The organism is Streptomyces sp. NBC_00122, assembly GCF_045160845.1.
Classification (GTDB): Bacteria; Actinomycetota; Actinomycetes; order Streptomycetales; family Streptomycetaceae; genus Streptomyces.
Genome location: NZ_CP108191.1, coordinates 4,037,872 through 4,058,873, shown reverse-complemented (window position 1 = coordinate 4,058,873; position 21,002 = coordinate 4,037,872). Strand labels below are relative to the sequence as shown.

Annotated in this window: 24 protein-coding genes; 4 read left to right on the top strand and 20 right to left on the bottom strand. The window is 69.4% G+C overall.

Features of this window, described 5'->3' with window-relative positions; genetic code table 11:
* Nucleotides 1-43: 43 nt before the first annotated feature.
* The gene (locus OG737_RS19420; protein WP_405921800.1) at nucleotides 44-466 is read right to left on the bottom strand and encodes a nuclear transport factor 2 family protein; all 423 of its coding nucleotides are present in this window, start codon (nucleotides 464-466) and stop codon (nucleotides 44-46) included.
* Nucleotides 467-583: 117 nt separating this feature from the next.
* On the opposite strand from OG737_RS19420, the gene OG737_RS19415 reads away from it, so the two are divergent.
* Complete coding sequence (locus OG737_RS19415) at nucleotides 584-1,129, top strand: TetR/AcrR family transcriptional regulator (protein WP_328927388.1); 546 nt, start codon at nucleotides 584-586, stop codon at nucleotides 1,127-1,129.
* A gap of 126 nt (nucleotides 1,130-1,255) precedes the next feature.
* Nucleotides 1,256-1,537, top strand: coding sequence for a hypothetical protein (locus OG737_RS19410; protein WP_328927387.1), 282 nt, complete (start codon nucleotides 1,256-1,258; stop codon nucleotides 1,535-1,537).
* A 36-nt stretch (nucleotides 1,538-1,573) separates the two neighbouring features.
* Here the strand turns inward: OG737_RS19410 and OG737_RS19405 are convergent, their stop codons facing one another.
* From OG737_RS19405 to OG737_RS19315, 19 genes are all read right to left on the bottom strand, one after another.
* The gene (locus OG737_RS19405) at nucleotides 1,574-2,305 is read right to left on the bottom strand and encodes a hypothetical protein (protein WP_405678755.1); all 732 of its coding nucleotides are present in this window, start codon (nucleotides 2,303-2,305) and stop codon (nucleotides 1,574-1,576) included.
* Nucleotides 2,306-2,708: 403 nt separating this feature from the next.
* Nucleotides 2,709-3,353, bottom strand: coding sequence for a hypothetical protein (locus tag OG737_RS19400; RefSeq protein ID WP_328930400.1), 645 nt, complete (start codon nucleotides 3,351-3,353; stop codon nucleotides 2,709-2,711).
* Between the two features lie 14 nt (nucleotides 3,354-3,367).
* Nucleotides 3,368-5,953 carry a hypothetical protein gene (locus OG737_RS19395; protein WP_405921799.1) on the bottom strand — a complete coding sequence of 862 codons (2,586 nt, stop codon included), beginning with the start codon at nucleotides 5,951-5,953 and terminating at the stop codon, nucleotides 3,368-3,370.
* Entirely contained in the window at nucleotides 5,950-6,378 is a 429-nt protein-coding gene (locus tag OG737_RS19390) for a DUF6507 family protein (protein ID WP_328926888.1), read from the bottom strand. The genes OG737_RS19395 and OG737_RS19390 overlap by 4 nt, the downstream gene beginning before the upstream one ends.
* Nucleotides 6,379-6,450: 72 nt before the next feature.
* Nucleotides 6,451-6,762, bottom strand: a complete 312-nt coding sequence (locus OG737_RS19385) for a pore-forming ESAT-6 family protein (RefSeq protein WP_328926889.1) — start codon at nucleotides 6,760-6,762, stop codon at nucleotides 6,451-6,453.
* A 27-nt stretch (nucleotides 6,763-6,789) separates the two neighbouring features.
* Nucleotides 6,790-7,122, bottom strand: coding sequence for a hypothetical protein (locus OG737_RS19380; RefSeq protein WP_328926890.1), 333 nt, complete (start codon nucleotides 7,120-7,122; stop codon nucleotides 6,790-6,792).
* 589 nt (nucleotides 7,123-7,711) lie between these two features.
* Nucleotides 7,712-8,350 (bottom strand): OmpA family protein, encoded by a 639-nt coding sequence (locus tag OG737_RS19375; RefSeq protein ID WP_405921798.1) that lies wholly within the window; start codon nucleotides 8,348-8,350, stop codon nucleotides 7,712-7,714.
* Between the two features lie 4 nt (nucleotides 8,351-8,354).
* The gene (locus tag OG737_RS19370; RefSeq protein ID WP_405921797.1) at nucleotides 8,355-8,732 is read right to left on the bottom strand and encodes a hypothetical protein; all 378 of its coding nucleotides are present in this window, start codon (nucleotides 8,730-8,732) and stop codon (nucleotides 8,355-8,357) included.
* 249 nt (nucleotides 8,733-8,981) lie between these two features.
* Complete coding sequence (locus OG737_RS19365) at nucleotides 8,982-9,602, bottom strand: pilus assembly protein TadG-related protein (RefSeq protein ID WP_405921796.1); 621 nt, start codon at nucleotides 9,600-9,602, stop codon at nucleotides 8,982-8,984.
* A gap of 2 nt (nucleotides 9,603-9,604) precedes the next feature.
* On the bottom strand, nucleotides 9,605-9,805 hold the full coding sequence (locus tag OG737_RS19360) for a hypothetical protein (protein ID WP_405921795.1): 201 nt from the start codon (nucleotides 9,803-9,805) through the stop codon (nucleotides 9,605-9,607).
* A 110-nt stretch (nucleotides 9,806-9,915) separates the two neighbouring features.
* Nucleotides 9,916-10,608 (bottom strand): response regulator transcription factor, encoded by a 693-nt coding sequence (locus OG737_RS19355; RefSeq protein WP_328927380.1) that lies wholly within the window; start codon nucleotides 10,606-10,608, stop codon nucleotides 9,916-9,918.
* Nucleotides 10,609-10,611: 3 nt separating this feature from the next.
* The gene (locus OG737_RS19350) at nucleotides 10,612-11,502 is read right to left on the bottom strand and encodes a DUF5936 domain-containing protein (RefSeq protein ID WP_328930399.1); all 891 of its coding nucleotides are present in this window, start codon (nucleotides 11,500-11,502) and stop codon (nucleotides 10,612-10,614) included.
* Nucleotides 11,503-11,518: 16 nt separating this feature from the next.
* A complete protein-coding gene (locus tag OG737_RS19345; RefSeq protein WP_328927379.1) occupies nucleotides 11,519-12,457 on the bottom strand; it encodes a type II secretion system F family protein in 939 nt (312 codons plus the stop codon).
* The gene (locus OG737_RS19340) at nucleotides 12,454-13,803 is read right to left on the bottom strand and encodes a CpaF family protein (protein ID WP_405921794.1); all 1,350 of its coding nucleotides are present in this window, start codon (nucleotides 13,801-13,803) and stop codon (nucleotides 12,454-12,456) included. Before OG737_RS19340 ends, OG737_RS19345 begins: the two co-directional genes overlap by 4 nt.
* 2 nt (nucleotides 13,804-13,805) lie before the next feature.
* Nucleotides 13,806-14,171 carry a TadE/TadG family type IV pilus assembly protein gene (locus OG737_RS19335; RefSeq protein ID WP_328927377.1) on the bottom strand — a complete coding sequence of 122 codons (366 nt, stop codon included), beginning with the start codon at nucleotides 14,169-14,171 and terminating at the stop codon, nucleotides 13,806-13,808.
* A 1-nt stretch (nucleotide 14,172) separates the two neighbouring features.
* The gene (locus tag OG737_RS19330) at nucleotides 14,173-14,538 is read right to left on the bottom strand and encodes a TadE/TadG family type IV pilus assembly protein (protein ID WP_328927376.1); all 366 of its coding nucleotides are present in this window, start codon (nucleotides 14,536-14,538) and stop codon (nucleotides 14,173-14,175) included.
* Between the two features lie 3 nt (nucleotides 14,539-14,541).
* A complete protein-coding gene (locus tag OG737_RS19325; protein WP_405921793.1) occupies nucleotides 14,542-15,819 on the bottom strand; it encodes a CpaE family protein in 1,278 nt (425 codons plus the stop codon).
* 7 nt (nucleotides 15,820-15,826) lie between these two features.
* Nucleotides 15,827-16,528 carry a Flp pilus assembly protein CpaB gene (gene cpaB / locus OG737_RS19320; protein ID WP_328927374.1) on the bottom strand — a complete coding sequence of 234 codons (702 nt, stop codon included), beginning with the start codon at nucleotides 16,526-16,528 and terminating at the stop codon, nucleotides 15,827-15,829.
* A 47-nt stretch (nucleotides 16,529-16,575) separates the two neighbouring features.
* The gene (locus tag OG737_RS19315) at nucleotides 16,576-17,460 is read right to left on the bottom strand and encodes a hypothetical protein (RefSeq protein ID WP_328927373.1); all 885 of its coding nucleotides are present in this window, start codon (nucleotides 17,458-17,460) and stop codon (nucleotides 16,576-16,578) included.
* 363 nt (nucleotides 17,461-17,823) lie between these two features.
* On the opposite strand from OG737_RS19315, the gene OG737_RS19310 reads away from it, so the two are divergent.
* Together OG737_RS19310 and OG737_RS19305 are read left to right on the top strand one after the other, a co-directional pair.
* The gene (locus tag OG737_RS19310; protein ID WP_405921792.1) at nucleotides 17,824-19,518 is read left to right on the top strand and encodes a chitinase; all 1,695 of its coding nucleotides are present in this window, start codon (nucleotides 17,824-17,826) and stop codon (nucleotides 19,516-19,518) included.
* Nucleotides 19,519-19,645: 127 nt separating this feature from the next.
* On the top strand, nucleotides 19,646-20,980 hold the full coding sequence (locus OG737_RS19305) for a M14 family metallopeptidase (protein ID WP_328927371.1): 1,335 nt from the start codon (nucleotides 19,646-19,648) through the stop codon (nucleotides 20,978-20,980).
* The last annotated feature ends 22 nt before the right edge of the window (nucleotides 20,981-21,002 follow it).

The following is a 21,002-nucleotide window of genomic DNA, read 5'->3' as shown; positions in this document are numbered from 1 at the left end:
GGCCGGACACGGGCCCCGGCGGCGGGAGGACCCTGCGCCCGCATCACCGGAGTCGGCGGTCCTCGGCGGCGATCGGGACGTCGTTGATGCTGGCCTCGCGGCGGCTCATCAGGCCGTCCGGGGTGAACTCCCACTGCTCGTTGCCGTGGCTGCGCCACCACTGGCCGGCGGTGTCGTGCCACTCGTACTCGAAGCGGACGGAGATGCGGTTGCCGGTGTATGCCCAGAGCTCCTTGCGGAGCCGGTAGTCGAGCTCGCGCTCCCACTTCGCGGCGAGGAAGTCGCGGATCTCGGCGCGGCCGGTGAGGAAGCGGTCGCGGTTGCGCCACCGCGAGTCCTCCGTGTACGCGAGGGCGACGCGCTCGGGGTCACGGCTGTTCCAGGCGTCTTCGGCGGCCTGCACCTTGGCCCGGGCCGATTCCTCGGTGAAGGGCGGCAGCGGCGGGCGGACAGCGCTTTCGTTCATGACGGACCCTCTCGCGATCAGACGGGAAGAACGACCGTTCTCGAATCAGAGAACGATCGTTCTCACTTTAGAGAACGATCGTTCTCGGTGCAACCGGATCTGGACTACGCTGCCCCCATGGACGACGAAGAGGCCCGCACCCGACTCCTGGACACGGCGGAGGAGCTGTTCTACGCCGAGGGCATCCAGGCCGTCGGCATGGACCGCATCCGCGCCGGGTCGGGGGTCCCCCTCAAGCGGCTCTACCGGATCTTCCCGGCGAAGGAAGCACTCGTCACGGCATATCTGGAGCGTCGTGACCGCCGCTGGATGACGAGCTTGCGCGAAGCGGTGAAGACGCCGGCCGCAGCCGCTGATCCCGTCGCGGCCGTCTTCGGCTGGCTGGCGGACTGGTTCTCGGAGCCGGACTTCCGGGGCTGCGCGTTCCTGAACGCCTTCGGGGAACTCAGCGCCGCCCACGCGGGGGTACTGGACGTCGTACGCCGCCACAAGGCGGAGCTACGGGCCCTGCTGGCCGACCTGGCCGGCCCGGATCGCGCGGACCTGGCGGACCAACTGCTGATCCTGGTCGAGGGTGCGACCGTGGTCGCCGCCTTGGACCCCGGCCCGGAACCGGCCCACCTGGCCGGCGAGATGGCACGACGGCTGCTGTCCGCCCGCTAGGCCGAACAGCCGGCCGTACGGGCAGACGGCGCAGGGAGGTCCGCCACCGCTCGCTCACGCCCGCTCCCGGACGTAGCGTCGCAGGCAGGACCCCCTCCCCTTGACGTACGGAATCGAGGAACCGAGATGGCCGTTCTGGTCTACAACCGGGGCGCGGACTGGACCCAGGAGCTCTACCAGGCGATGCACGACCGCGTGCTCCCGGACCCCGCGAACCCGCCCGCCGGACTCCTCGCCCATTTCGCGTCGCCCAGCGAGAGGGGCGGCTGGCAGGTCATCGACGTGTGGGAGTCGGAGGCGGACTTCCAGCGCTTCACGGAGGAGAAGCTCATCCCCGCCGCGCAGGATCTCGGGACACCCCCGTTCGAGACGAAGGTCAGCGAGATCTACAACCACCTGATCCCGTAGCCGGGCCGCACACGCCGATACGGAACACCCGGGCTGTCACCGCTCCTGCGAGCGCCCGCGCACCTTGCGCAAGATCTCCTCGCCGAGCAGCTTGCGATCCGCATCCGGCCCGAAGCGCTGCGCCTCCACCTCTTCGGCCAGGCGCCTCGCCTGCTCCGGGTCGAGTACGTCGACCATGTGCGCCGCGAGCCGTAGGGCGTGGTACTGCTCGAAGGCAGTGCGCGACTCGGTGATGGCGGCAAGGGTGGCTTCGAAGTTCCGCAGTTCAGGGCGGGCCTGCATCATCGCCAAGGCGGTGATGCGCTGCTCGTCCGTCCCGTGCCGCAACCAGTGCAAGACCTCGGCCGGCTCGAAGGACCGCTCCTGCGCCAAGCGGCGCGCACGGGCAACCACCTCTTCCATGGCCCGGGTGCGTGAGGCGCCGGGGCGCATCGAACGGCGTACTGATCCGTAGTCGGCGGCAATGGGTGTCGCGGCCTCCAGCAGGGTCCTCGCCTCTGCACGCAGCTCGTTGGCCGTGGCGATGTCTCCCTGGCGCTCGGACTCCTCCGCCAATGCGAACCTCTCCGCTGCGTCGGCCCGCATCCTCAGCGTGGCCCCGCCGAACTCCAGGCTCTCGATGCGGCTGCCGAGCAGGGCGAGGAGAAGCAGGACGCCCCCGAATACGATCAGCGCCGCCGAGCCGGTCCCGTTCTGGGTCGCGAAGACCGCAAGCACCCCTGCACCGAATGACGCCGCACCCAGGAGAGCCGTGACCGTGCGCAGCACGGGCGTGAACCACACGTACGCGGCTCTCCGCTTCACCGGCCCCTCCGCTTCTGTCGGGATGGGCGTGAAACTATCGGCTCTCGGGCATGGAGCCGGTCAATTGAGGCTTCGTGTCGACGTCGCCCGGGGCACAACACCGGCCTGGCACCGAGTGCTCGCCGACCATGAGACGCAGGTCTACCCCGCGGTCGCCCGGGCGAGGTCGGCCCCTGCAGATCCGAGTGGTAGAACTCGGTACCGACCAGCCGGGCGTCGTCGAGCCTCGCTGTCGGCCAGGTGGCCGGGGGCCGCCGCCATTCTCCACGGCCCCGTGCGGGCTTCCGAACCGGTTCCGGTCGGGGATCCCGACTCCTTCACCTGCTTGTCCAGCACCGCCAGTTGCCGTTGAAACGGATACCGCCGCCTACCCGAATACGGTATCGGTGAGGTCCGGCCCACGCCCGTCGATGATGTCGGGAGCCCCGAGCCCGTAGCCGTCGGCTCGACCGTAGTACGTCGGCTCGCCGGGCTCCGCCTCGACCCCGAGCAACTGGTCGAGCTCCTGCAAGGCTGACGCGAGCCGCGGCGCGTTGTTGGCATGGGTGGCCGGGTGCGGCTCGCCCCGGAAATCACACTGACCCCATACGTCGTGGTACACGGACAGTTCGGCCGAAGGGCCGATCTCGTCGGGTGACACCATGAGTTCGACCAGGCGGTACTCGTTGTGGCGTGTTCCGCTCGCGTCGAACCAGGCTCCGGATCCCAACACGAGGATGCCGCCCATCTCTGCCTGCAGATGGCCGCCCGGCTGACAGGCGCGGAGGGCACCGGGCAGTGCCGGATCACCGAGGGAACGCCCGCCGAGGTCCAGGCGGCTGTGGATGCCGAGGCCGCCCTTGCCGACCTGGAACCAGTTCCACTCAAGTGAGGCCGGCTCCAGCAAAGCGTGCTTCTGAAGCACCGCACCCATGCGCGCCGCGGTTCTGAGAGCGGACTCCAGACCGGGCTCCGCCACGTCGTCCAGGTCCCAGAACCACGAGCCGCACTCCTTCGGCGCGCGCATCAGCATCGACATCGACTTCCTTACGGCTTGGTGGCATTGGTGGGAAATATGGTGACGGACCCGTCGTCGAATCGTAGCTCGAAGGAGGCGTTGCTCCGGTCAGCGGCCCTTTGGACGGTTTGGATTTCACGCTCTGTGAGCTCGCCCCTGAGCCCCCTGATATCCAGAAGCGCGTGCTTGACGTCGACTCCGGGCCCGCCGAGCTGCTTCTCCGCGATCTTCTTGACTGCCGACTTGATGCCCGCGACGCTGTCCACGTCCTTGAGCTGGGCGCCGAATTCGATGCGCCCGTCGGGGGTGCGGACCAGCACGTCCAGGTCGAGCTTCTGGGCGGGAAGCTTCAGCTCGAACTCGATGTTCTTGATTCCCTTGGACTGGAGATCCGCAGCGTACTCCAGCGCCTGGTGCACAGCGGGAATCATGCCGTTCTGCTTGACCTGGAACAGAAGGCCCTCAGGGTTCTTGAACCCGGGGGTGTCCGCAAATCGGCCGCTCGCAATGTATTCCGCAACTGCTGCCCCGTATTCCGACTTCTTCAGCTGCACGAGCATGCGGCCCTGGTCCACCGGCGGAACTTTTGCGTTCTTGAGAGCCTCCGTCACGGCGACCTCCCGCTCAGGGGCCATGGGCCCACTGGGCTGCTGGCCGATCCGGGGGCCTTCCAGAATGACCGGAGGCTGCTGCTCAGGCATCCCGGGGCCGTTCCCGGGACCGTCGCCGGTCCCACCTCCGCCACCTGGCGTCTCCGGGCCGTCCCCCGCGGACGGGCCGTCCGTGTGCCCGGTGCCGCCCGGGGCTTCCGGGTTTCCACCGTTCGTGGACGGGCCGTCGCCGTGGCCGGGGCCGTCGCCGTGGCCGCCTGTGCCGGGGCCGTCCGTGTGGCCCGCGGTCGACGGGGTGTCCGTGTGGCCGCCGCCCGTGGTCGGGGGGTCCGAGCGGGGGCCAGGGGCGGACGGGTCGTGGGTGTCGACGCTGTTGCGGGGCATGTTGTCCGGGGCGTGGCCGCCGGGGGTGTGGTCCGGGACGTGGCCCGTCGGGGCGTGGTCGCCCGCGTGGAGCGGGTCGGAGATGTCGGAGCCGAGCCGGATCGCGTCGTCGCCGCCGCGGCCGCCGACGCCCGCCATCTCCGGGACCTTGACCGGGGCCGGGGTGTCCGCCTTCGGGACGTCCGCCTTCGGGGTGTCCACGATGTCCGTCGGGGACTGGTCCGCCTTCTGGATGGTCTTGCCGGCGTCGTCGTAGATGTTGCCCTTGGGGTCCATGAACTGCGCCGGACCGTCGCCCGGGAGCTTCACCGAGCCCTCGGGAAGCTGCACCGTGCCCTCGGGCAGCTTGATGTTGCCGTCCGGGAGCTTCACCGCCCCGTCCGGGATGGCGGTGCCCTCGGGGATGTGGATGGCGCCGTCGGGCAGCTTGATCGCACCCTCGGGGAGGGCGATCGCGCCGTCCACGTTGATGTTCGGGACCTCGATCTTGCCCAGGCCCTTCAGCCCGGCCATCACGTCGCCGATCTTCGAGATGCCCGCGCCCGCGCCCTTGAAGACGTACGTCATCGGGTCGATGGCCCGCCCGGCCTTGCCCGCGAACGACAGCGCCTTGGCCACCGCGCCCGCCTTGCCCGCACCCGACGCCGCACCGCCCGCACCGCCGGTGAACACGGTCGTCACCACGTTGAAGGTGACCGCACCCGCCGCACGCGACGGGTTCGAGCCCCACTGGTCCCACGCCAGCAGCGCCTTGCCCGTCTCCTTCATCGCCGTACGCGAATCACGCAGCCACGACGGAAGCTTGTCGTCGGGGGCCGCCAGATACGCCGGACCCACGATCGGCAGGGTGGAGATCGCAAGGCCCGTCGCCAGCTTCGCCAGGCCCGTCCAGGCCTGACCCGCCGCGTCCCAGCCCTGGAAGCCGACGAGCGTGCCCAGGCCGACGATCGTGCCCCACACACCGTCGACGATCACGCCCTTGCCGAAGTCGTAGGCGTGCTCCCACACCTGCCACCACGGCACCGACTCCTCCACCGCGTCACCCCACGGCAGCGACTTCGACTGCTTCAGGGCCTCGGCGTCGTAGCCGTACATGCCCTCGCCGTGCGAGCCGTCGTCCTTCTTCAGGGCGGGCCCGCCCACCAGAGCGACGATCTTCGCGTGAGCAGCGCGTTCCACCTCCTGGAACTGCGCCCACACTTCGGCGATGTCATTGCGGCGATCGAGGTTCTCCTCGATCAGATCGCCGTCCTCGCGCCACTTCTTGTCGTCGGCCACCTTCGAACGAAACGCTTCCGCTTCCTTCTTCAGGTGCTCCAGCTTCTTCACCAGCGGTTCGACATCGCGACTGTACGTACCCAGCGCCCCCGCGATGGTGCACATGTCGGAACTCAGCTTCAGCCCGAGGTCGGCGACCGGCTTGGTCGTCGCGAACAGCTGGTCCGCCTCCGGCGCCTGGTAGAACGCCTGCAGCCCGCCGAAACTGGTGTGGACGTCACTGGCCTTCGTGGAGACCGTCGCCCCGCCCGACGAGATCTCCTTCACCTTCGCGTCCAGCACCGCCAGATCGCCGGTGAAGACGGGTATCTCGGCCGGATCGACGGGTGCGTTGCCGCTCACTTCTTCCCCCCCGGCTGTTCGCGCAGGACGTCCAGATTCATGGCCCTTGCCGCGTCCTGAGCGGCCTTGGCCTGGTCCAGGTCGCCTTCGAGGTACTCGTTCGTCGCCTTGACCGCGCCGAGGATGCAGGCCTCGATGCGGTGCGCCATCGACTCCAGCTCCTTCTTGCGGCCCTCCAGGTACGTACCCAGAGCGGCCGCGACCGGGCCCATCGCCTTATGCGACAGCGGAGGCTTGCCCGGCGCCACCGGACCCTGCACCTTGGTCTCGGCCGCCGAGCCGGGCACGGCCGTGCCCGCTGCCTGGGCCGCCTCCGACATGTTCGTGATCAGGGAGTTCAGGGCCTTCTCCAGCTCGCCGGCATTCCCGCCGACGGTCTTCAACTGACCCTGCACACCCTGCGGCTTGATGTCCCACGACGTCATCGACGACCCACCCCCGTGTAGCCCGCTGCCATACAGCCCCGCTGCCCCGCTGCCCCGCTAAAACGATCCTGCTCAGCCGATGTTGTCGACCGCGGCCTTCGCCCGCTGCAGCGTCTGCTGCGCCGTGCCGTCGTTCTTCTCCAGCGTCGAATTCAGCAGCTGGATGATGTTCTTGACCTCCTGCGAGGCGTTCTTCCAGCGCGTCTCCTTGGCGTGGTAGTCGTCCGCCACACCATCCGCCGCGAAGTCCGACATCGCCTTCGCCACCTGCGCCTCGCGCGCCGCGATCACCTGCTCCAGCTGACCGATCACGACCTTGATGTTGCCCTGCGCCTCCGTCGAGGCGCCCACGTCGTACGAACGACGGTCCTTGTCACCAGCCATCACAACCACACTCCCCGTGAAGAAGAATCAGCGACCCGAGAAGCGGGCCGCGTCGAAGTTCGCCGCCGACTGCTGCTGCCGCGCGTTCTCGCCCTGCTCCTGGTCACCCGAACCGAAGGCCCGCTCCATGCCCGACTGACCGCCCAGGATCGCGGCCAGCGAAGCGTTGAGCTCCTTCGCGATGCCGTCCGAACGCGCCTTGAACGAGTCGAACGCCACCTTGCCCTGGCCGTTGAACTTGCCCTCCAGCGGCTGCGCCGCGTCCACCAGCAGCTTGATCAGCGTTCCCAGGTCCGTACTCGAATTCCGCGACCCCGACATCAGGCTCGTCAGAACCTGCGTCCCCATGTCGAACTTCATCCCACTCCCCCGCACACTCGAACGATCGTAAGTATGTCCAGTTCTATCAACTCACATCGCTCCTGCAACGAGCAACGGGCCTCCTGTGACCCACCTATGACAAACCGCCAGGGGACGGGATTCCGGCTGGCCCGGAGAATGAGGCCTCGGTCGAGGGCGAGTACTCATGCCCTCGACGCGGCGCTCGTCGCACGCTGTCGTGCACGGACCGCCAACGACATCGCCGCGGCCGACTCCTGACCGCGTCGATGGGGTACTCCGGTGGTTCGGGGCCGGCCCGACAGGGGACTCCGTATCCGCTCGCGGATCCGGCCGCCACGGCGGACGGCTGGACGGTCACAGGCAGTCCGCCTACGGCGCGCTCGGTCTGCCGCCCGCCGAACTGGCCGAACTGGAGGTCGCCCGGTCCGGACGCGGACTGGCGATTGTGAACTGGAACGAACAGCCTGCCGACTCCCCGCCGAGCGAGCCACTGGTCGTCAACGTGAGCGACGAACGGCGACTACTACGGGTCTCTCGTGCCCGGGCAGGGCCCGCACAAAGGGACGTCAAGGCAGGCAGGGTCGGCCATCTCCCGGCCGACTGAGATTCAGCTGCCCGCGCTGCGGGGGAAGGTGATCTCGACGCGGCGGTTCTTCTTGCGGCCTTCCTCGGTGCTGTTGTCGGCGATCGGGTAGTCCTCGCTGTACCCGCGGACGTCGAAGACGACGCCGGGGTTGGTGACGGTCTTGGCCAGCTCGGCCTGCACCGCGTCGGCGCGCTGCTTGGACAGCTCCTTGCCGTGCTCGTAGCTGCCCTGGTCGTCGGTGAACCCGAAGACGCGGACGCGGGTCGCCTTCTGCGTGTTGATCTCGCCGGCGATGGCCTGGATGCGGGCCGCCGCCTGCGCGTTGAAGACGGCGCTGTTCTCGGGGAACAGCACCTCGGACTGCAGCGCCATCATGACGGTCTGATTGGTCTCCTGCCGCCGCTGCTCCCCACCGAGGTCTTCGACGACCTCGGCGATGTCGAGCACCTTGATCGGCGCGAGGGTCCCGCCCTGGGGGATCTTGAGCCCGGGCGAGTTGGAGTCGATGGGCACGGGTGCGGAGGCGGAGGGTTCCGTGCCAGGGGGTACGGACGGCTTCACGCCGTCGGCGTGGGCGCTGGTCGCGCCGATGAGGTGGGCCCCGGCGATGACGAGACCCGCGACGGCGGTGGCGGCGGCTGTGCGGTGGCTTTTTGTCATGGGGTCACCCGGAGATCTTCAGACTGGCCGAAGCGAAGGTCGGGAAGTTGAACTCGACCTCGCTGGTGCTCGCCGGAGGTGCTGGGAATTGAGCGAAGAAGGGAACAGACTGACCGGCTTCGATGATCACCACTCCCGTGGTGCACAGGCACCGTCCCTCTGTATCCCGGAGCACGTAGTACCTCTTCTTGCCCACCTTGTCGACCAAGTTGACTCCCGCAACGGAGACGCCGCTCGCATTGAGTTCGTTGCCACGCCAGGCCGCAGTGTTACCGAAGGCCTTCTCTCCCGTGTTCTTGATCTGCCCACTGACAGTGAGGAATCCGCCGGCGTCTCGCGCTACCGAGTTGATGTTCAGGACCACACCGGCTTCACCGTTCATCGTGGCCAGAACCTGAGGCGGAGCAGCGGACTGACTGCCACTTGCCGATGCCTGCGGCTGCGACTGCGTGTCAGCACCTGAACTCTTATTGGTCGTCGTAGCGCCTTGAGGCGCCTTGCCTTGGCCGTCGTCCCCACATCCGGCCAAGGTAAGGGCCAACGCCGCCGCAACCACAACGGCCGCTCCCCTGCGGACCTCTACCGTGTACCGAACGCTCATCTGAGCCGCTTCCTTGTCTCTAGTTCACTGTCAGCTGGCCAGTCGCACGTCGAAGAGGCTCCGCGCCAGCGTGCTCCATCGATCCGGTTTCAGAGGGTCGAACCTGATGGTCTTCCCTCCCTTGCACTTGATGACGACCGGGCCTTGTGGCGGAGGACCGGTCGGGGCGGGGGCCGGAGTAGCCGAAGGTGCGGGAACAGGACCAAGCTCACATCGAGGCACGACCTCTGCCACTGCCTTGGCCGTCCCATGCATGTCCCTGGTCCCGGGCACGACTGAATCTCCGACTGCGCCGTTGGTGGTCACCTCAACCGTGAAGCGCAACAGCGACCGTGTGCAGGTCCCCTTCGCGTCGTTCAGCAGCGCGAAATCCTCAGCCGCCCCGCAAGCACCCTCCATGTCGAAGGACTTTCCATCCAAGATGTCTTGCCAGTCCTCGGGCTTGAGCGTGGTGAGGTCCAGACGCGGCAGCAGGTTGTCGCGGGCTTTCCGAGCCGCCGCCAAAGCTGCTGCGTCGGCCGCTCCCTGAGCATCGCTGCGCACGACGGCGGCCTGGCCAAACACGAAGAGGGCGAGTGCGGCGAACACCATCCCGACCACGACCATCGCATAGAGCGGGAAAGCCTGGCCTTGGTCATTCGACTTGCCCAAGCTCAATGACCAGCGGTGAGGTTCGCGATCGCCGTCGTAATGCGGCCCACAATGGCCGTGCCGATGCCCGTACCGACCATCGCGCCGATGATGACCACCACCACCAGGATGATCCCCAGGTATTCGAACGCCGTCTGGCCGCGATCCCTCGTGCCTGTGCCCGCGTAGCGCTTCCGCATCCTTGCCAGGGTGTTCTGCAGCATGGGGGTCCCCTCCCGGGCCGGTACCGGTGTCGATTTGCGGACGGTACGGTGAGTTACCTCTCGTGACCAAGGGTCCCGGGGCCCAAATACGGACCCATTGCGCACTCCGTCTACCCATGACCGGTCACTCCTGGACGGGCGGTTCCCAGCCAGCGGGCTATGGCCTCGCTGCGGGTGGTGCTGTGGAGCTTGGCGAAGATGCGGTTGATGTGGTTCTTGACCGTCTTCTCGCTGATGAAGCAGGTGGCGGCGATCTGCTGATTGTTCATCCCGGATGCGATCAGTTCCATGACCTCCACCTCCCGCGAACTCAGCCCGAAGACAACAGAGTTGTTCATCCGCTCAGAAGAGGGTGCCACAGTTCGTTGCGCTTGCGAAGAGGACCTCAGCTCGGCGAGCAGTGCGCTCGCCGCCGTCGGCGTGAAGTGGGGGCGGCCCTCGGGGGCGTCGCGGATCGCGCTGAGCAGGACGTCGGCCGTGAATTCGCCGTGCACCAGGTAGCCGCCGGCCCCCAACAGCAGGGTCTCCCGGACGATTTCGGCTTCCGTGCTGTACGTCAGCATCAGTACGGGAGCCAGCTGCACCAGGTGCGGCAGCGCGGAGATCCCGTCCACCCCCGGCATCCGGACGTCCAGCAGGATCACGTCCGGAGCATGTCGGCGGGTCAGGCTCAGTGCCTCGCGGCCGTCCGCCGCCTGCGCTATGACCTCGATGTCCTCGGCCTCGCACAGGATGGCCGCCAGGCCCGCCCTGATCACCGGGTTGTCATCCGCGATGAGCACGCTCAGTCGTGCCGGTGCCACGGCTCAGCCACCCCCCAGCATCGCGCCGAAGTCGACGTTCGCCCCGTAGACGAACCCGCAGACCAGGAGGATGAGCGTGCCCGGGAGCATGAACATGGTGACCGCGAACGTCGCCTTCGGGACGGCCCGGGCCGCGCGCCGGCGGGCGTTCTGGGCGTCCGTGCGGCGCATGTCCTCGGCGATCGCGATCAGGGTCTCCACGATCGGGGAGCCGAGTTCCTCGCCCTGCTGCAACGCCGTCACGAACTGCGCGACCTGTTCGCTGTCGTTGCGCCGCCGCAGCTCGTCGAAGGCCTGGCGGCGGCTCACGCCCATGTCCATCTGCTGCAGGGTGATGCGGATCTCGTCCGCCCACGGGCCCTCGTACTTGTGCGCCACGCGGTCCAGCGCCTGCCGGAAGCCGAGCCCGGCGCTCACCACCACCGCGAGCACGTCCAGGAAGTCCGGCAGGGTCCGCTCGATGTGGTCGCGGCGGACCCGGATCGCCGACCACAGCCCGACCTCGATCCAGAACAGGCCGAAGGCGACCATCAGCAGGGCCGGTACGAGCTGCCCGTTGATCAGCATCGAGAAGGCGCCGAGGGCGCCCAGCAGCCCGTACACCGCGCGCCGGGCCGCGTAACGGTCGATCGTGAGGCCGGCCGGGTTGCCCGCCATGTCGATCTGGCGGCGCTTGCGGGCCACCTGTTTCGGGCCCATCAGGCGCAGTACCAGCGGCGCCCAGCGGATGCCCATCCGGTCCACGAGCGAACCGACCGCCGTCGTACGGGTGGCACCGACCTCCAGCGCGAGGGCGAGGTCGGTCGGCAGTTTGACGTCGGCCCGGTAGAGCCGGACACCGTGGAAGACGCCGAAGACGGACACCGCCACGAGCACGGCCAGGAGTAGAGCGATCACGCCGGCAGCCCCCTCACACGTCGATCTTGGACAGGCGGCGGATGAGGACGAAGCCGAGCGTGAAGAGCCCGAGCGCGACCAGGACCGCGGTCTGCCCGATGAAGGCCCCCGTCATCCGGTCCAGCGCGCCCGGCATCATCATGTCCACCAGCAGCAGCGAGCCGAGGCCGATGGCCGGGACCAGGTACGCCGTCACCGTCACCTGGGACAGCTGCGTACGGATCTCCCGGCGGGTCTCCTTGCGCTGCTCCAGCGTCACGGTGAGGTTGCGCAGGCTCTCCACGATCGTGCCGCCCGCACGGGCGGACAGGACGAGCGTGGAGACCAGCACGACCAGTTCGCGCGAAGGCAGCCGCTCGGTCAGTTCGCCCAGGGAGTCCTCGATGGAGTGGCCGACGGCGAGGCGGTCGGCGACGCGCGCCAGTTCCTCGCCCGCCGGGGCCTCCAGCTCCTCGGCCGCGATGCCGATGGCCGTACGCAGGGCCAGCCCGGCCTGGGTGGCGTTGGCGAGGATCCGGGCGAGCTCGGGGAGCTGGTTGATGAACCGCTCCGTACGGCGGGTCCGCTGCCAGTTGAGGAAGGCGTTCGCCGCCCACAACCCGATCAGGCCCGCCACCGGGCCGAAGAACGGCGCCAGGAAGGAGGCCGCGACCAGCCAGACGCCTGCGACCGCCAGCAGCATGTAGACGAAGAACTCGCCCGGCGTCAGGTCCAGGCCCGTCGTCGCCAGCTTGATCTCGATGCGGCGGCCGAGCCCCGTCTTCCTCAGTCGCCGGTCGACCCCGGGGAAGCGGCGCCGCCTGCCCGCCGGGGGCGGTGCGCCGGTGGCCGAGAGGCGTTCGATGAGGGCGGCCCGCTGCGCGCGGCCCGCCATGTACGCGTGCACGCCGAAGATCACGAGTACGCAGGCCAGCAGCGTGGCGCCGAGGGTGAGGAGGATACTTACGTTCACAGGGCGGTCCGTGTGATGTGCGGGGTCGTGAGCGGGTCGTCCGGCAGCGCGACCCCGAAGGCCTGCGGGATCGGCTGGTTGTTCATGTAGAGCCGGTCCGCGATGGGCCGGGGCAGCGGGTAGTACTCGAAGAAGCCGTACACCCGCCCGTCCGCGCCCATCGGCTGGGCCACGAACCGGCAGACCGTCGTGATCCGGAAGGGCTCGCGGCCGTGCGATTCGAGGATGGAGATCTCCGTGATGCGGCGCGAGCCGTCGCCGAAGCGGGTGAGCTGCACGATGACGTTGACGGCGCTGTTGATCTGGTCCTGGAGCGCCTCGAAGGGGATCTCGACCTCCGACATGGAGGCGAGGGTCTGCAGGCGCATCAGGGCGTCCGAGGAGCTGTTGGCGTGCACGGTGGCGAGGGAGCCGTCGTGACCGGTGGACATCGCCTGGAGCATGTCGAGCGTCTCCCCGCCGCGCACCTCGCCGACGATGATGCGGTCGGGGCGCATGCGCAAGGAGTTGCGCACGAGGTCGCGGATGGTGATCTGGCCCTTGCCCTCGACGTTCGCCGGGCGGGACTCCAGGCGGATGACGTGGGCCTGCTGGAGCTGGAGTTCGGCCGAGTCCTCGATGGTGATGATGCGCTCGCCCTCCGGGATCAGGCCGGAGAGGGCGTTGAGGAGGGTCGTCTTGCCGGTGCCGGTGGCCCCGGAGACGATCAGGTTCATCTTGGCCGCCACGAGGCCGGACAGCAGCAGGAGCATCTGCTCGTCGAGCGAGCCGAGCGCGATCATCTCGTGCAGGGTGAAGGCGCGCGGGAAGCGGCGGATCGTGAGGGTGGCGCCGGTCAGGGAGAGCGGCGGGATGATCACGTTGACGCGTTCGCCGCTGGGCAGCCGGGCGTCGACCATCGGATTGGCCTCGTCCACCCGGCGGTTGACGGTGGAGACGATGCGCTCGATGGTCTGCATCAGCTGTTCGTGCGAGGCGAAGCGCAGCGGGAGCTGCTCGACGCGGCCGGACCGCTCCACGAAGATCTGGTCGGGGCCGTTGACCATGATCTCGGAGATCGAGGGGTCTTCGAGGAGCGGTTCGAGCACACCGAGCCCGAGGGCCTCGTCGACGACGCGACGGATCAGCTGCGCGCGCTCGGCGGTGGAGAGCACCGGCCCTTCGCGGCTGATGATGTGGCCGAGTACGCGCTCCAGGCGCGCCCGTCGCTCGGCGGGCGCGAGCGCGGACATCTCGGCGAGGTCGATCTCCTCCAGCAGCTTCGCGCGGTACGAGGAGACCAGCCGGCCGTCCTCGCGCGGGCTGTGCCGGTCGTCGGGGGTGTTGACCCGGGAACGCAGGCTCATCGTCAGGGGCCCTTCGGATCGTCGTTGGGCATGACCGCGGTTGCCACGGCGTCCGGGATGTCGAGCCCGGGCACGATGGCATTGATCTTGATGGTCACCGTCGCGGTCACCGCGTCGCCTCCGGAAGGCACCTTGACGTCCGCGGCAAGCCCTTCACGGATGGCGGCCCGTCCTGCGGCCTCGCCCCTGCCGCGGTGCTGGGCCTCGACCCGCGCCGCCGTACGGGCCGCGTTGTCGGCCTGCTCATGGACGTACGCGACCCAGCCCAGCTGGATCCCGCACAGCGCGACGAACAGCAGGATCGGTACGAAGCCGATGTATTCGATGGCCACTTGCCCCCGGTCGGAGCGCATGCGTCGCCCGTTCATGTCACTCCGTCTCCCTCTCCATCGCCGCGCCGCCCGTGCCGTCGATCCAGCCGAAGTTGAGCCCCGGAAAGAGGACGGGGATCTTCAGCGAGACTTTCGCCTTGTAGATGTCGCCCTGCTTCTGACATGTGGGGGGAGCCATGTCCCACGCCGCCGAGATGTGCTTCCCCGCCGCCGCCACGCACGCGGCGTCCCCCGTCACCGCCCCCGCCCGCGCCGCCTCGTCCGCCGCGTTGCCCGCCAGGGAGAACGCGTAGCCGATCAGCACGCACTCCCACACCGCCGCCACGAGCAGCAGGATCAGCGGCACCGTGCCGACGAACTCGACCGCCACCTGGCCCTCGTCCCTCGGTCTCCCCGGCGGCATGCGTCAGCCCTCCCGGCCCCGGCGCAGCCGCGCCACCGGGCCCGAGGCGCGGACCGCGAGCGAGGCGCCCGGAGCGGGCGCGGCCGTCGGTGCGGCGGCCTCCGGGGCGGCCAGCAGGCCCAGTTCGCCCGCCAGGGTCCACAGGGCCTGCTTCACCGTCGAGCGGTTGTCCAGGTCCTGGACCCGGCCGGCGTCCACCACGGCCTGGAGTTCCTTGAAGGCCGCCGGGACCGGGGTGCGGGTGGCACGGGTCTTGGTGATCTTCTCGATCAGGGCGGGCTGGATCTCGGTGTGCTTGCTCCAGCGGTTGACGACCATCGCGGTGTCCTCCGCCTTGCGCACCTGGAGCCGCTCCCACATCCGGACCATCCGCTTGGCGGCCCGCACCGCGACCACGTCCGGGGTGGTGACCAGTACGGCCACGTCCGCCGTCTCCACCGCGGCGGCGTTCGCGCCCGTCACTTGCGTTCCGCAGTCGATGACGACGAGTTCGTAGCGGCCGCGCAGGGCGCCGATGATGTGCCGGGCGGCCCGCTCGTCGACCTCCTCGCCCCGTTCGCCGTCCGCCGGGGCCAGCAGCAGCGCCAGCCCGGTGCGGTCGTCGTAGACGGCGTCCTGGAGGACCCGCGGCGAGACGTCCTGGATCCCGGCGAGGTCGGCGATGGAGCGCCGGAACTGCACGTCGAGGTACGAGCCGACGTCGCCCGCCTGAAGGTCCATGTCGACCAGTGCGGTACGCCGCCCCGAGGCGGCCGCGGCCAGCGCGAACTGGACGGCGGTAAAGGTGGTGCCCACGCCCCCCTTGGCCCCGGTGACCGTGACGACCCGGCCGCCGGGCCCCGCCGGGAAGGCCTCGGCCGCGCCCCGCCCGAGGTGGCGGCGTACGCCGACGGACCACTGGGCCGCGGCCTGGACGCGCGCGGCGAGTTCGTCGTAGGAGAGCGGGAGCCCGATCAGGCCCCGCGCGCCCGAGTCCATCGCGGCGGAGAAGAGGGCCGGTCCGGCGTCCGAGGAGACCAGGACGACGCCGACCGCCGGGAAGCGCAGGGCCACCTCCCGGATGAGGTCCAGGGCGGGCACCGGGCCGATCCGCTCGTGGACGAGGACGACCTCGGGGAGTTCGTCGATCGACTCCGCGGCGAGGCGGGCCAGGGTGTCCAGCAAGGACGTGGAATCGGGGACCGGTGCGGCCGGCTCCGAGGCCGGGAGCTGGCTGAGCAGGGTCACGAGGACGCGCGCGGCGTCGGGGTCGCCGGCCGCGGGGAGGATTCGGGTGGTCATGCGCGCCTCACTTGTCCCCGTCGAGGGTGTACGTACGGTCGCCCGGGCTGGGCGCCGAGTCGGTGCCGGGGGCGACCAGGGCCAGGCGTACGTGCTCCGCGAAGGACTCGGCGTACGCGACGCGCTGGGTGTCCTTGGTGTTCAGGGCGAAGGTGATCGGGACGGCCTCGGCCGGCCCCTTGCGGTCGCTGTCCTTGTCCAGGGCGGTGAGCTTGCCGACGCCCAGGACCCGGGCGTTGGCGACGATGATCACCGACCGCGAGGGGTCTGTGTCCTTGGCGCCCTTGAAGGTGGCGATGATGTTGACCTTCGCGCCGGAGGTGATCTTGCCGGCCACGCCCGTCGCCGCGTCGATCATGATGGCGATCTCCTGCTCGCCGGCCTGCAGCTGCGGCCGGTCGACGAACATGTCCGCCTGGAGCAGCGAGCCCTTCTTCAGGGTGGTCAGCGCGATCTTGTCGCGGAGGGCGCCCAGGTCGGTGACGGCGGTCTCCGACAGCCACCGCTTGGGGATCCTGACCTCCTCGAACTGCCCGGCCGTGAGCGGGCTGTACGGCGCTATGTCGCCCTTGGCCCGGTACGCGGCGACCTCGGCGCCGACCTTGGAGTTGACGTCGCCGATCACCACGAGGACTCCGGCGAAGGCCCCCAGGGCGCACAGGACCGACAGGAGCAGCAGAATGACGCCGCGGCGCTGGCGTGAGTTCATGGGCCGAAGTACCTCGCCGTTCTTCGTTCGTTCGATGTGTCGGTCGGTCAGGGTCTGGATCGGGCGGTGCTCGCGGGCGCGGCCTGCGGGGGCGGTGCGCTCAGGGGTGCGGCGCAGAAGCCGCAGCGGTCGCCGATGAGTTCGAGGCCGCACCAGCGGCACTCCTCGCGGCGGACCGAGGCGACGAGCTGGTAGAGGACGGACAGGTCCGGGATGCCGGCCGCGAACTCGACGAGCTTGGGGGTGCCCCACCAGCCGGGTGAGTCGGCCGGCAGCGGGTTCTCCATGACGCCCTGCACCTGCCAGGCGGGGGCGAGTTCGGCCGCCACCCAGTCGGAGGTGAGCTGGCCGCGGGCGAAGGTGAGGTGGGTGGCGAACTCGGGCCCGGCCGGCAGGGCGCCTCCGCCGCCGTGCGCCCCGGCGGTCCCCAGCTTCGCCAGGTGCGGAGTCGGGTGGGCGAGTACGGCGAACTGCGCGCTCGGCGACCACGACCTGGCGTGCGCCTTGAGCCCGACCGGGACCCGGTCGAGTTTGGCGACCGAGCCCAGCAGGGCGCCCGCGTAGATGTAGTGGGACAGCAGCCGTGCCGCGGAGGCGACGACTCCGGGGCTGAAGTCGCAGACGCTGAGCTGGCGCAGCTGACGTACCAACAGGGCGGTGCCCAGGGGCGGCAGATCGATCCCGAGGAGCGCGATCCGGTCGGTTTCGAGGATGGCCCGTACGGTGTGCAGCCGCTGGACGGTGGCGCGCGGGAGCCAGGGCGGTACGACGGCCACGAGATGGCCGTGCCGCTCCAGCAGCGCGCCGGTCTCGGCGAGCGCACCCTCCAGGTCCTGCCGCTCGGGCGGGTGCAGTACGGCGGCCCCGGGCGTGTGCCGGTCAGGGGCCGGCAGTACGAGATCGGCGCTGGTGACAGCGATGGCGGTCGGCACGCGAATCCCCCCGTTCACCCCGTGCGCGACGGCCGTTCGCGTAGCCGCCGCACACACGCACACACTGCGCGACCGCAAACGATCGACGCTCTTCCCCCCTTGCCCCAGCACCATATCCGCGTCCCCGCTGGCAGGGCAGGGGCTTGGGAATTCCCGTGTTGACAGCCTGTGTCACAGGTGGCGGGAAACCCGGACAACAGGGATCGGAGCGTCGGCCATTTCCAGCCACATTGCAAAGACTCTTGACACCGGGATTGGTCTGGACCAACTTGGCTCCGCCGGACCGTTTTCCGGGGCGCCCCCACGCGCCCCTCCTTCTCCCCCCTTCTCCTCATCCCCATTCCTCCCCCCACCGGAGCCCACGTGAACCGCATACGCTCCCTCGCCCTCCTCGGCGCCGCCACCCTCGCCGCGGGCGGCCTCACGGCCCTCGCCACCGGTACCGCGCAGGCCGCGGACGTCAACGTCGCCCGCAACGGCGGCTTCGAGTCCGGACTCGCCAACTGGTCCTGTTCCGGCGGAAGCGGCGCTTCCGTCTCCTCGCCGGTCTACGCCGGAGCCGGCGCCCTCAAAGCCACCCCGGCGGGCCAGGACAACGCCCGCTGCAGCCAGACCGTCACGGTCAAGCCGAACTCGACGTACACGCTGAGCACGCAGGTCCAGGGCAGTTACGTGTACCTCGGCGCGACCGGCACCGGCACCCAGGACGTGTCGACCTGGACCCCCGGCTCGGGCTCGGGCTGGCAGAAGCTCTCCACCACCTTCACCACCGGCCCCAGCACCACCCAGGTCACCGTCTACACCCACGGCTGGTACGGCCAGCCGGCGTACGTCGTGGACGAGTTCAGCGTCTTCGGCCCGGACGGAGGGGGCGGCACCGACCCCGGCCCGGGCATCCCCGGCGCTCCCGCCGGGACCGCCGTTTCCGGCCAGAGCGCGAGCGGGCTCACCCTTTCGTGGAACGCGGTCGGCGGGGCCACCGGCTATTACGTGTATCAGGACGGCACCCGCGTCCGGACCGTGTCCGGGACCTCGGCCCAGATCACCGGACTCGCGGCCTCGACCTCGTACTCGTTCCAGGTGAGCGCGTACAACGCGGCGGGCGAGGGCCCCAGGTCCGCGAGCGTCACCGGCACCACGACCGGCGGCGGCGGTCCGAACCCGAACCCGGCCGTCCCCAAGCACGCGCTGACCGGCTACTGGCAGAACTTCAACAACGGAGCGACGGTCCAGAAGATCTCCGACGTCTCCGCCCAGTACGACATCATCGCCGTCTCCTTCGCCGACGCCACGACCACGCCCGGCGCCATCACCTTCAACCTCGACTCGGCCGGCCTCGGCGGCTACACCGTCGCCCAGTTCAAGTCGGACATCGCCGCGAAGAAGGCGGCCGGCACGTCGGTCATCCTCTCCATCGGCGGCGAGAGGGGCACCATCTCCGTGGGCGACTCCGCCTCCGCGAACAACCTCGCGAACTCGGCGTACGCGCTGATGCAGGAGTACGGCTTCTCCGGCATCGACATCGACCTGGAGAACGGCCTGAACCCGACCTACATGACGCAGGCGCTGCGCGCGCTGTCGGCGAAGGCGGGCTCCTCGCTCGTCATCACGATGGCCCCGCAGACCATCGACATGCAGTCCACGCAGGGCGGCTACTTCAGGACGGCGCTGAACATCAAGGACATCCTCACCGTCGTCAACATGCAGTACTACAACAGCGGCTCGATGAACGGCTGCGACGGCAAGGTCTACTCCCAGGGCTCGGTGGACTTCCTCACCGCGCTGGCCTGCATCCAGCTGGAGGGCGGCCTCGACCCCTCCCAGGTGGGCATCGGGGTCCCGGCCTCGCCGAGCGGGGCGGGCAGCGGCTACGTCTCCCCGACCGTCGTGAACAACGCCCTGGACTGCCTGACCAGGGGCACGGGTTGCGGATCCTTCAAGCCGTCGAAGACCTACCCGGGGCTGCGCGGCGCGATGACCTGGTCGACGAACTGGGACGCCAAGGCGGGTAGCGCTTGGTCCAACGCGGTGGGTCCGAAGGTCCACGGCCTCCCGTAGGCGGTAGGTGTGTGGGGGTGGCCGGTTTCGGTTCGGCGGACAGAGCGGGTCCTTGACCGGAACATGCCACGAGAGCACGCTGTGCGCGTCCGCACGGCACCCCCACACTCCCCACCCAGGAGAACGCATGCGGCTTCAGACCCGCCGAAGGGCCGCCGTCACGGCGGCCCTGCTGGCGCTCGCGCTCGGCGCACCCGCCTACGGCATGAGCGCGACGGCATCACCACCGCCCACCCCGTCCACCGCCACCCAGGACGAGGCGATCGTCCAGTACCGGATCCACGGCCCCTCCACGGCCGCCGACCGCACCGCGCTGCTCCGCACGGGCGTGTCGATCGACGAAGTGGACGACCACACCGTCGTGGTGAGCGCCGACACCATGCAGGCCAAGAACCTGCGCGCGCTCGGCTACCGGCTCACCGCCCTGCCCGGGCCGCCGGACCGCACCCTGCCCGGGATCGCGGCGGGCACCATGGACTTCCCCTCGGCGGACTCCAAGTACCACAACTACGCCGAGGCGAACGCGGAGATCGACCAGCGCATCGCCCAGTACCCCGGGATCATGAGCAAGCGCGTGATCGGGAAGTCGTACCAGGGCCGCGACCTCATCGCGATCAAGATCAGCGACAACGTCGCCACCGACGAGGCCGAGCCCGAGGTGCTCTTCACCCACCACCAGCACGCCCGCGAGCACCTGACCGTGGAAATGGCCCTGTACCTGCTCAAGGAGTTCGGCTCCAAGTACGGCACCGACTCCCGGATCACCAACGCGGTCAACGGCCGCGAGATCTGGATCATCCCGGACCTCAACCCGGACGGCGGCGAGTACGACATCGCCACCGGCTCCTACCGCTCCTGGCGCAAGAACCGCCAGCCCAACTCCGGCTCCTCGTACGTCGGTACGGACGAGAACCGGAACTGGAACTACAAGTGGGGCTGCTGCGGCGGCTCCAGCGGCAGCAAGAGCTCCGAGACCTACCGCGGCGCGGCCGCCGAGTCGGCCCCCGAGGTGAAGGTCGTCTCGGACTTCGTCCGCAGCCGGGTCGTCGGCGGCAAGCAGCAGATCACGGCCGCGATCGACTTCCACACGTACAGCGAGCTGGTCCTGTGGCCGTTCGGCTGGACCTACAACGACACCGCGCCCGGCATGACCGCGGACGACCTCGCCGTGTACAAGAAGATCGGCACCAGCATGGCGGCCAGCAACGGCTACACCCCGGAGCAGTCGAGCGACCTGTACATCACGGACGGCACCATCGACGACTGGCTGTGGGGCAACCAGAAGATCTTCTCCTACACCTTCGAGATGTACCCGGCGAGCTCCGGCGGCGGCGGCTTCTACCCGCCCGACGAGGTGATCGACCGCGAGACGGTGCGCAACAAGGACGCGGTGCTCCAGCTGCTGGAGAACGCGGACTGCATGTACCGCTCGATCGGCAAGGAAGCCCAGTACTGCCCGTAGTCCTCTGTGAACGGGGCGCCCC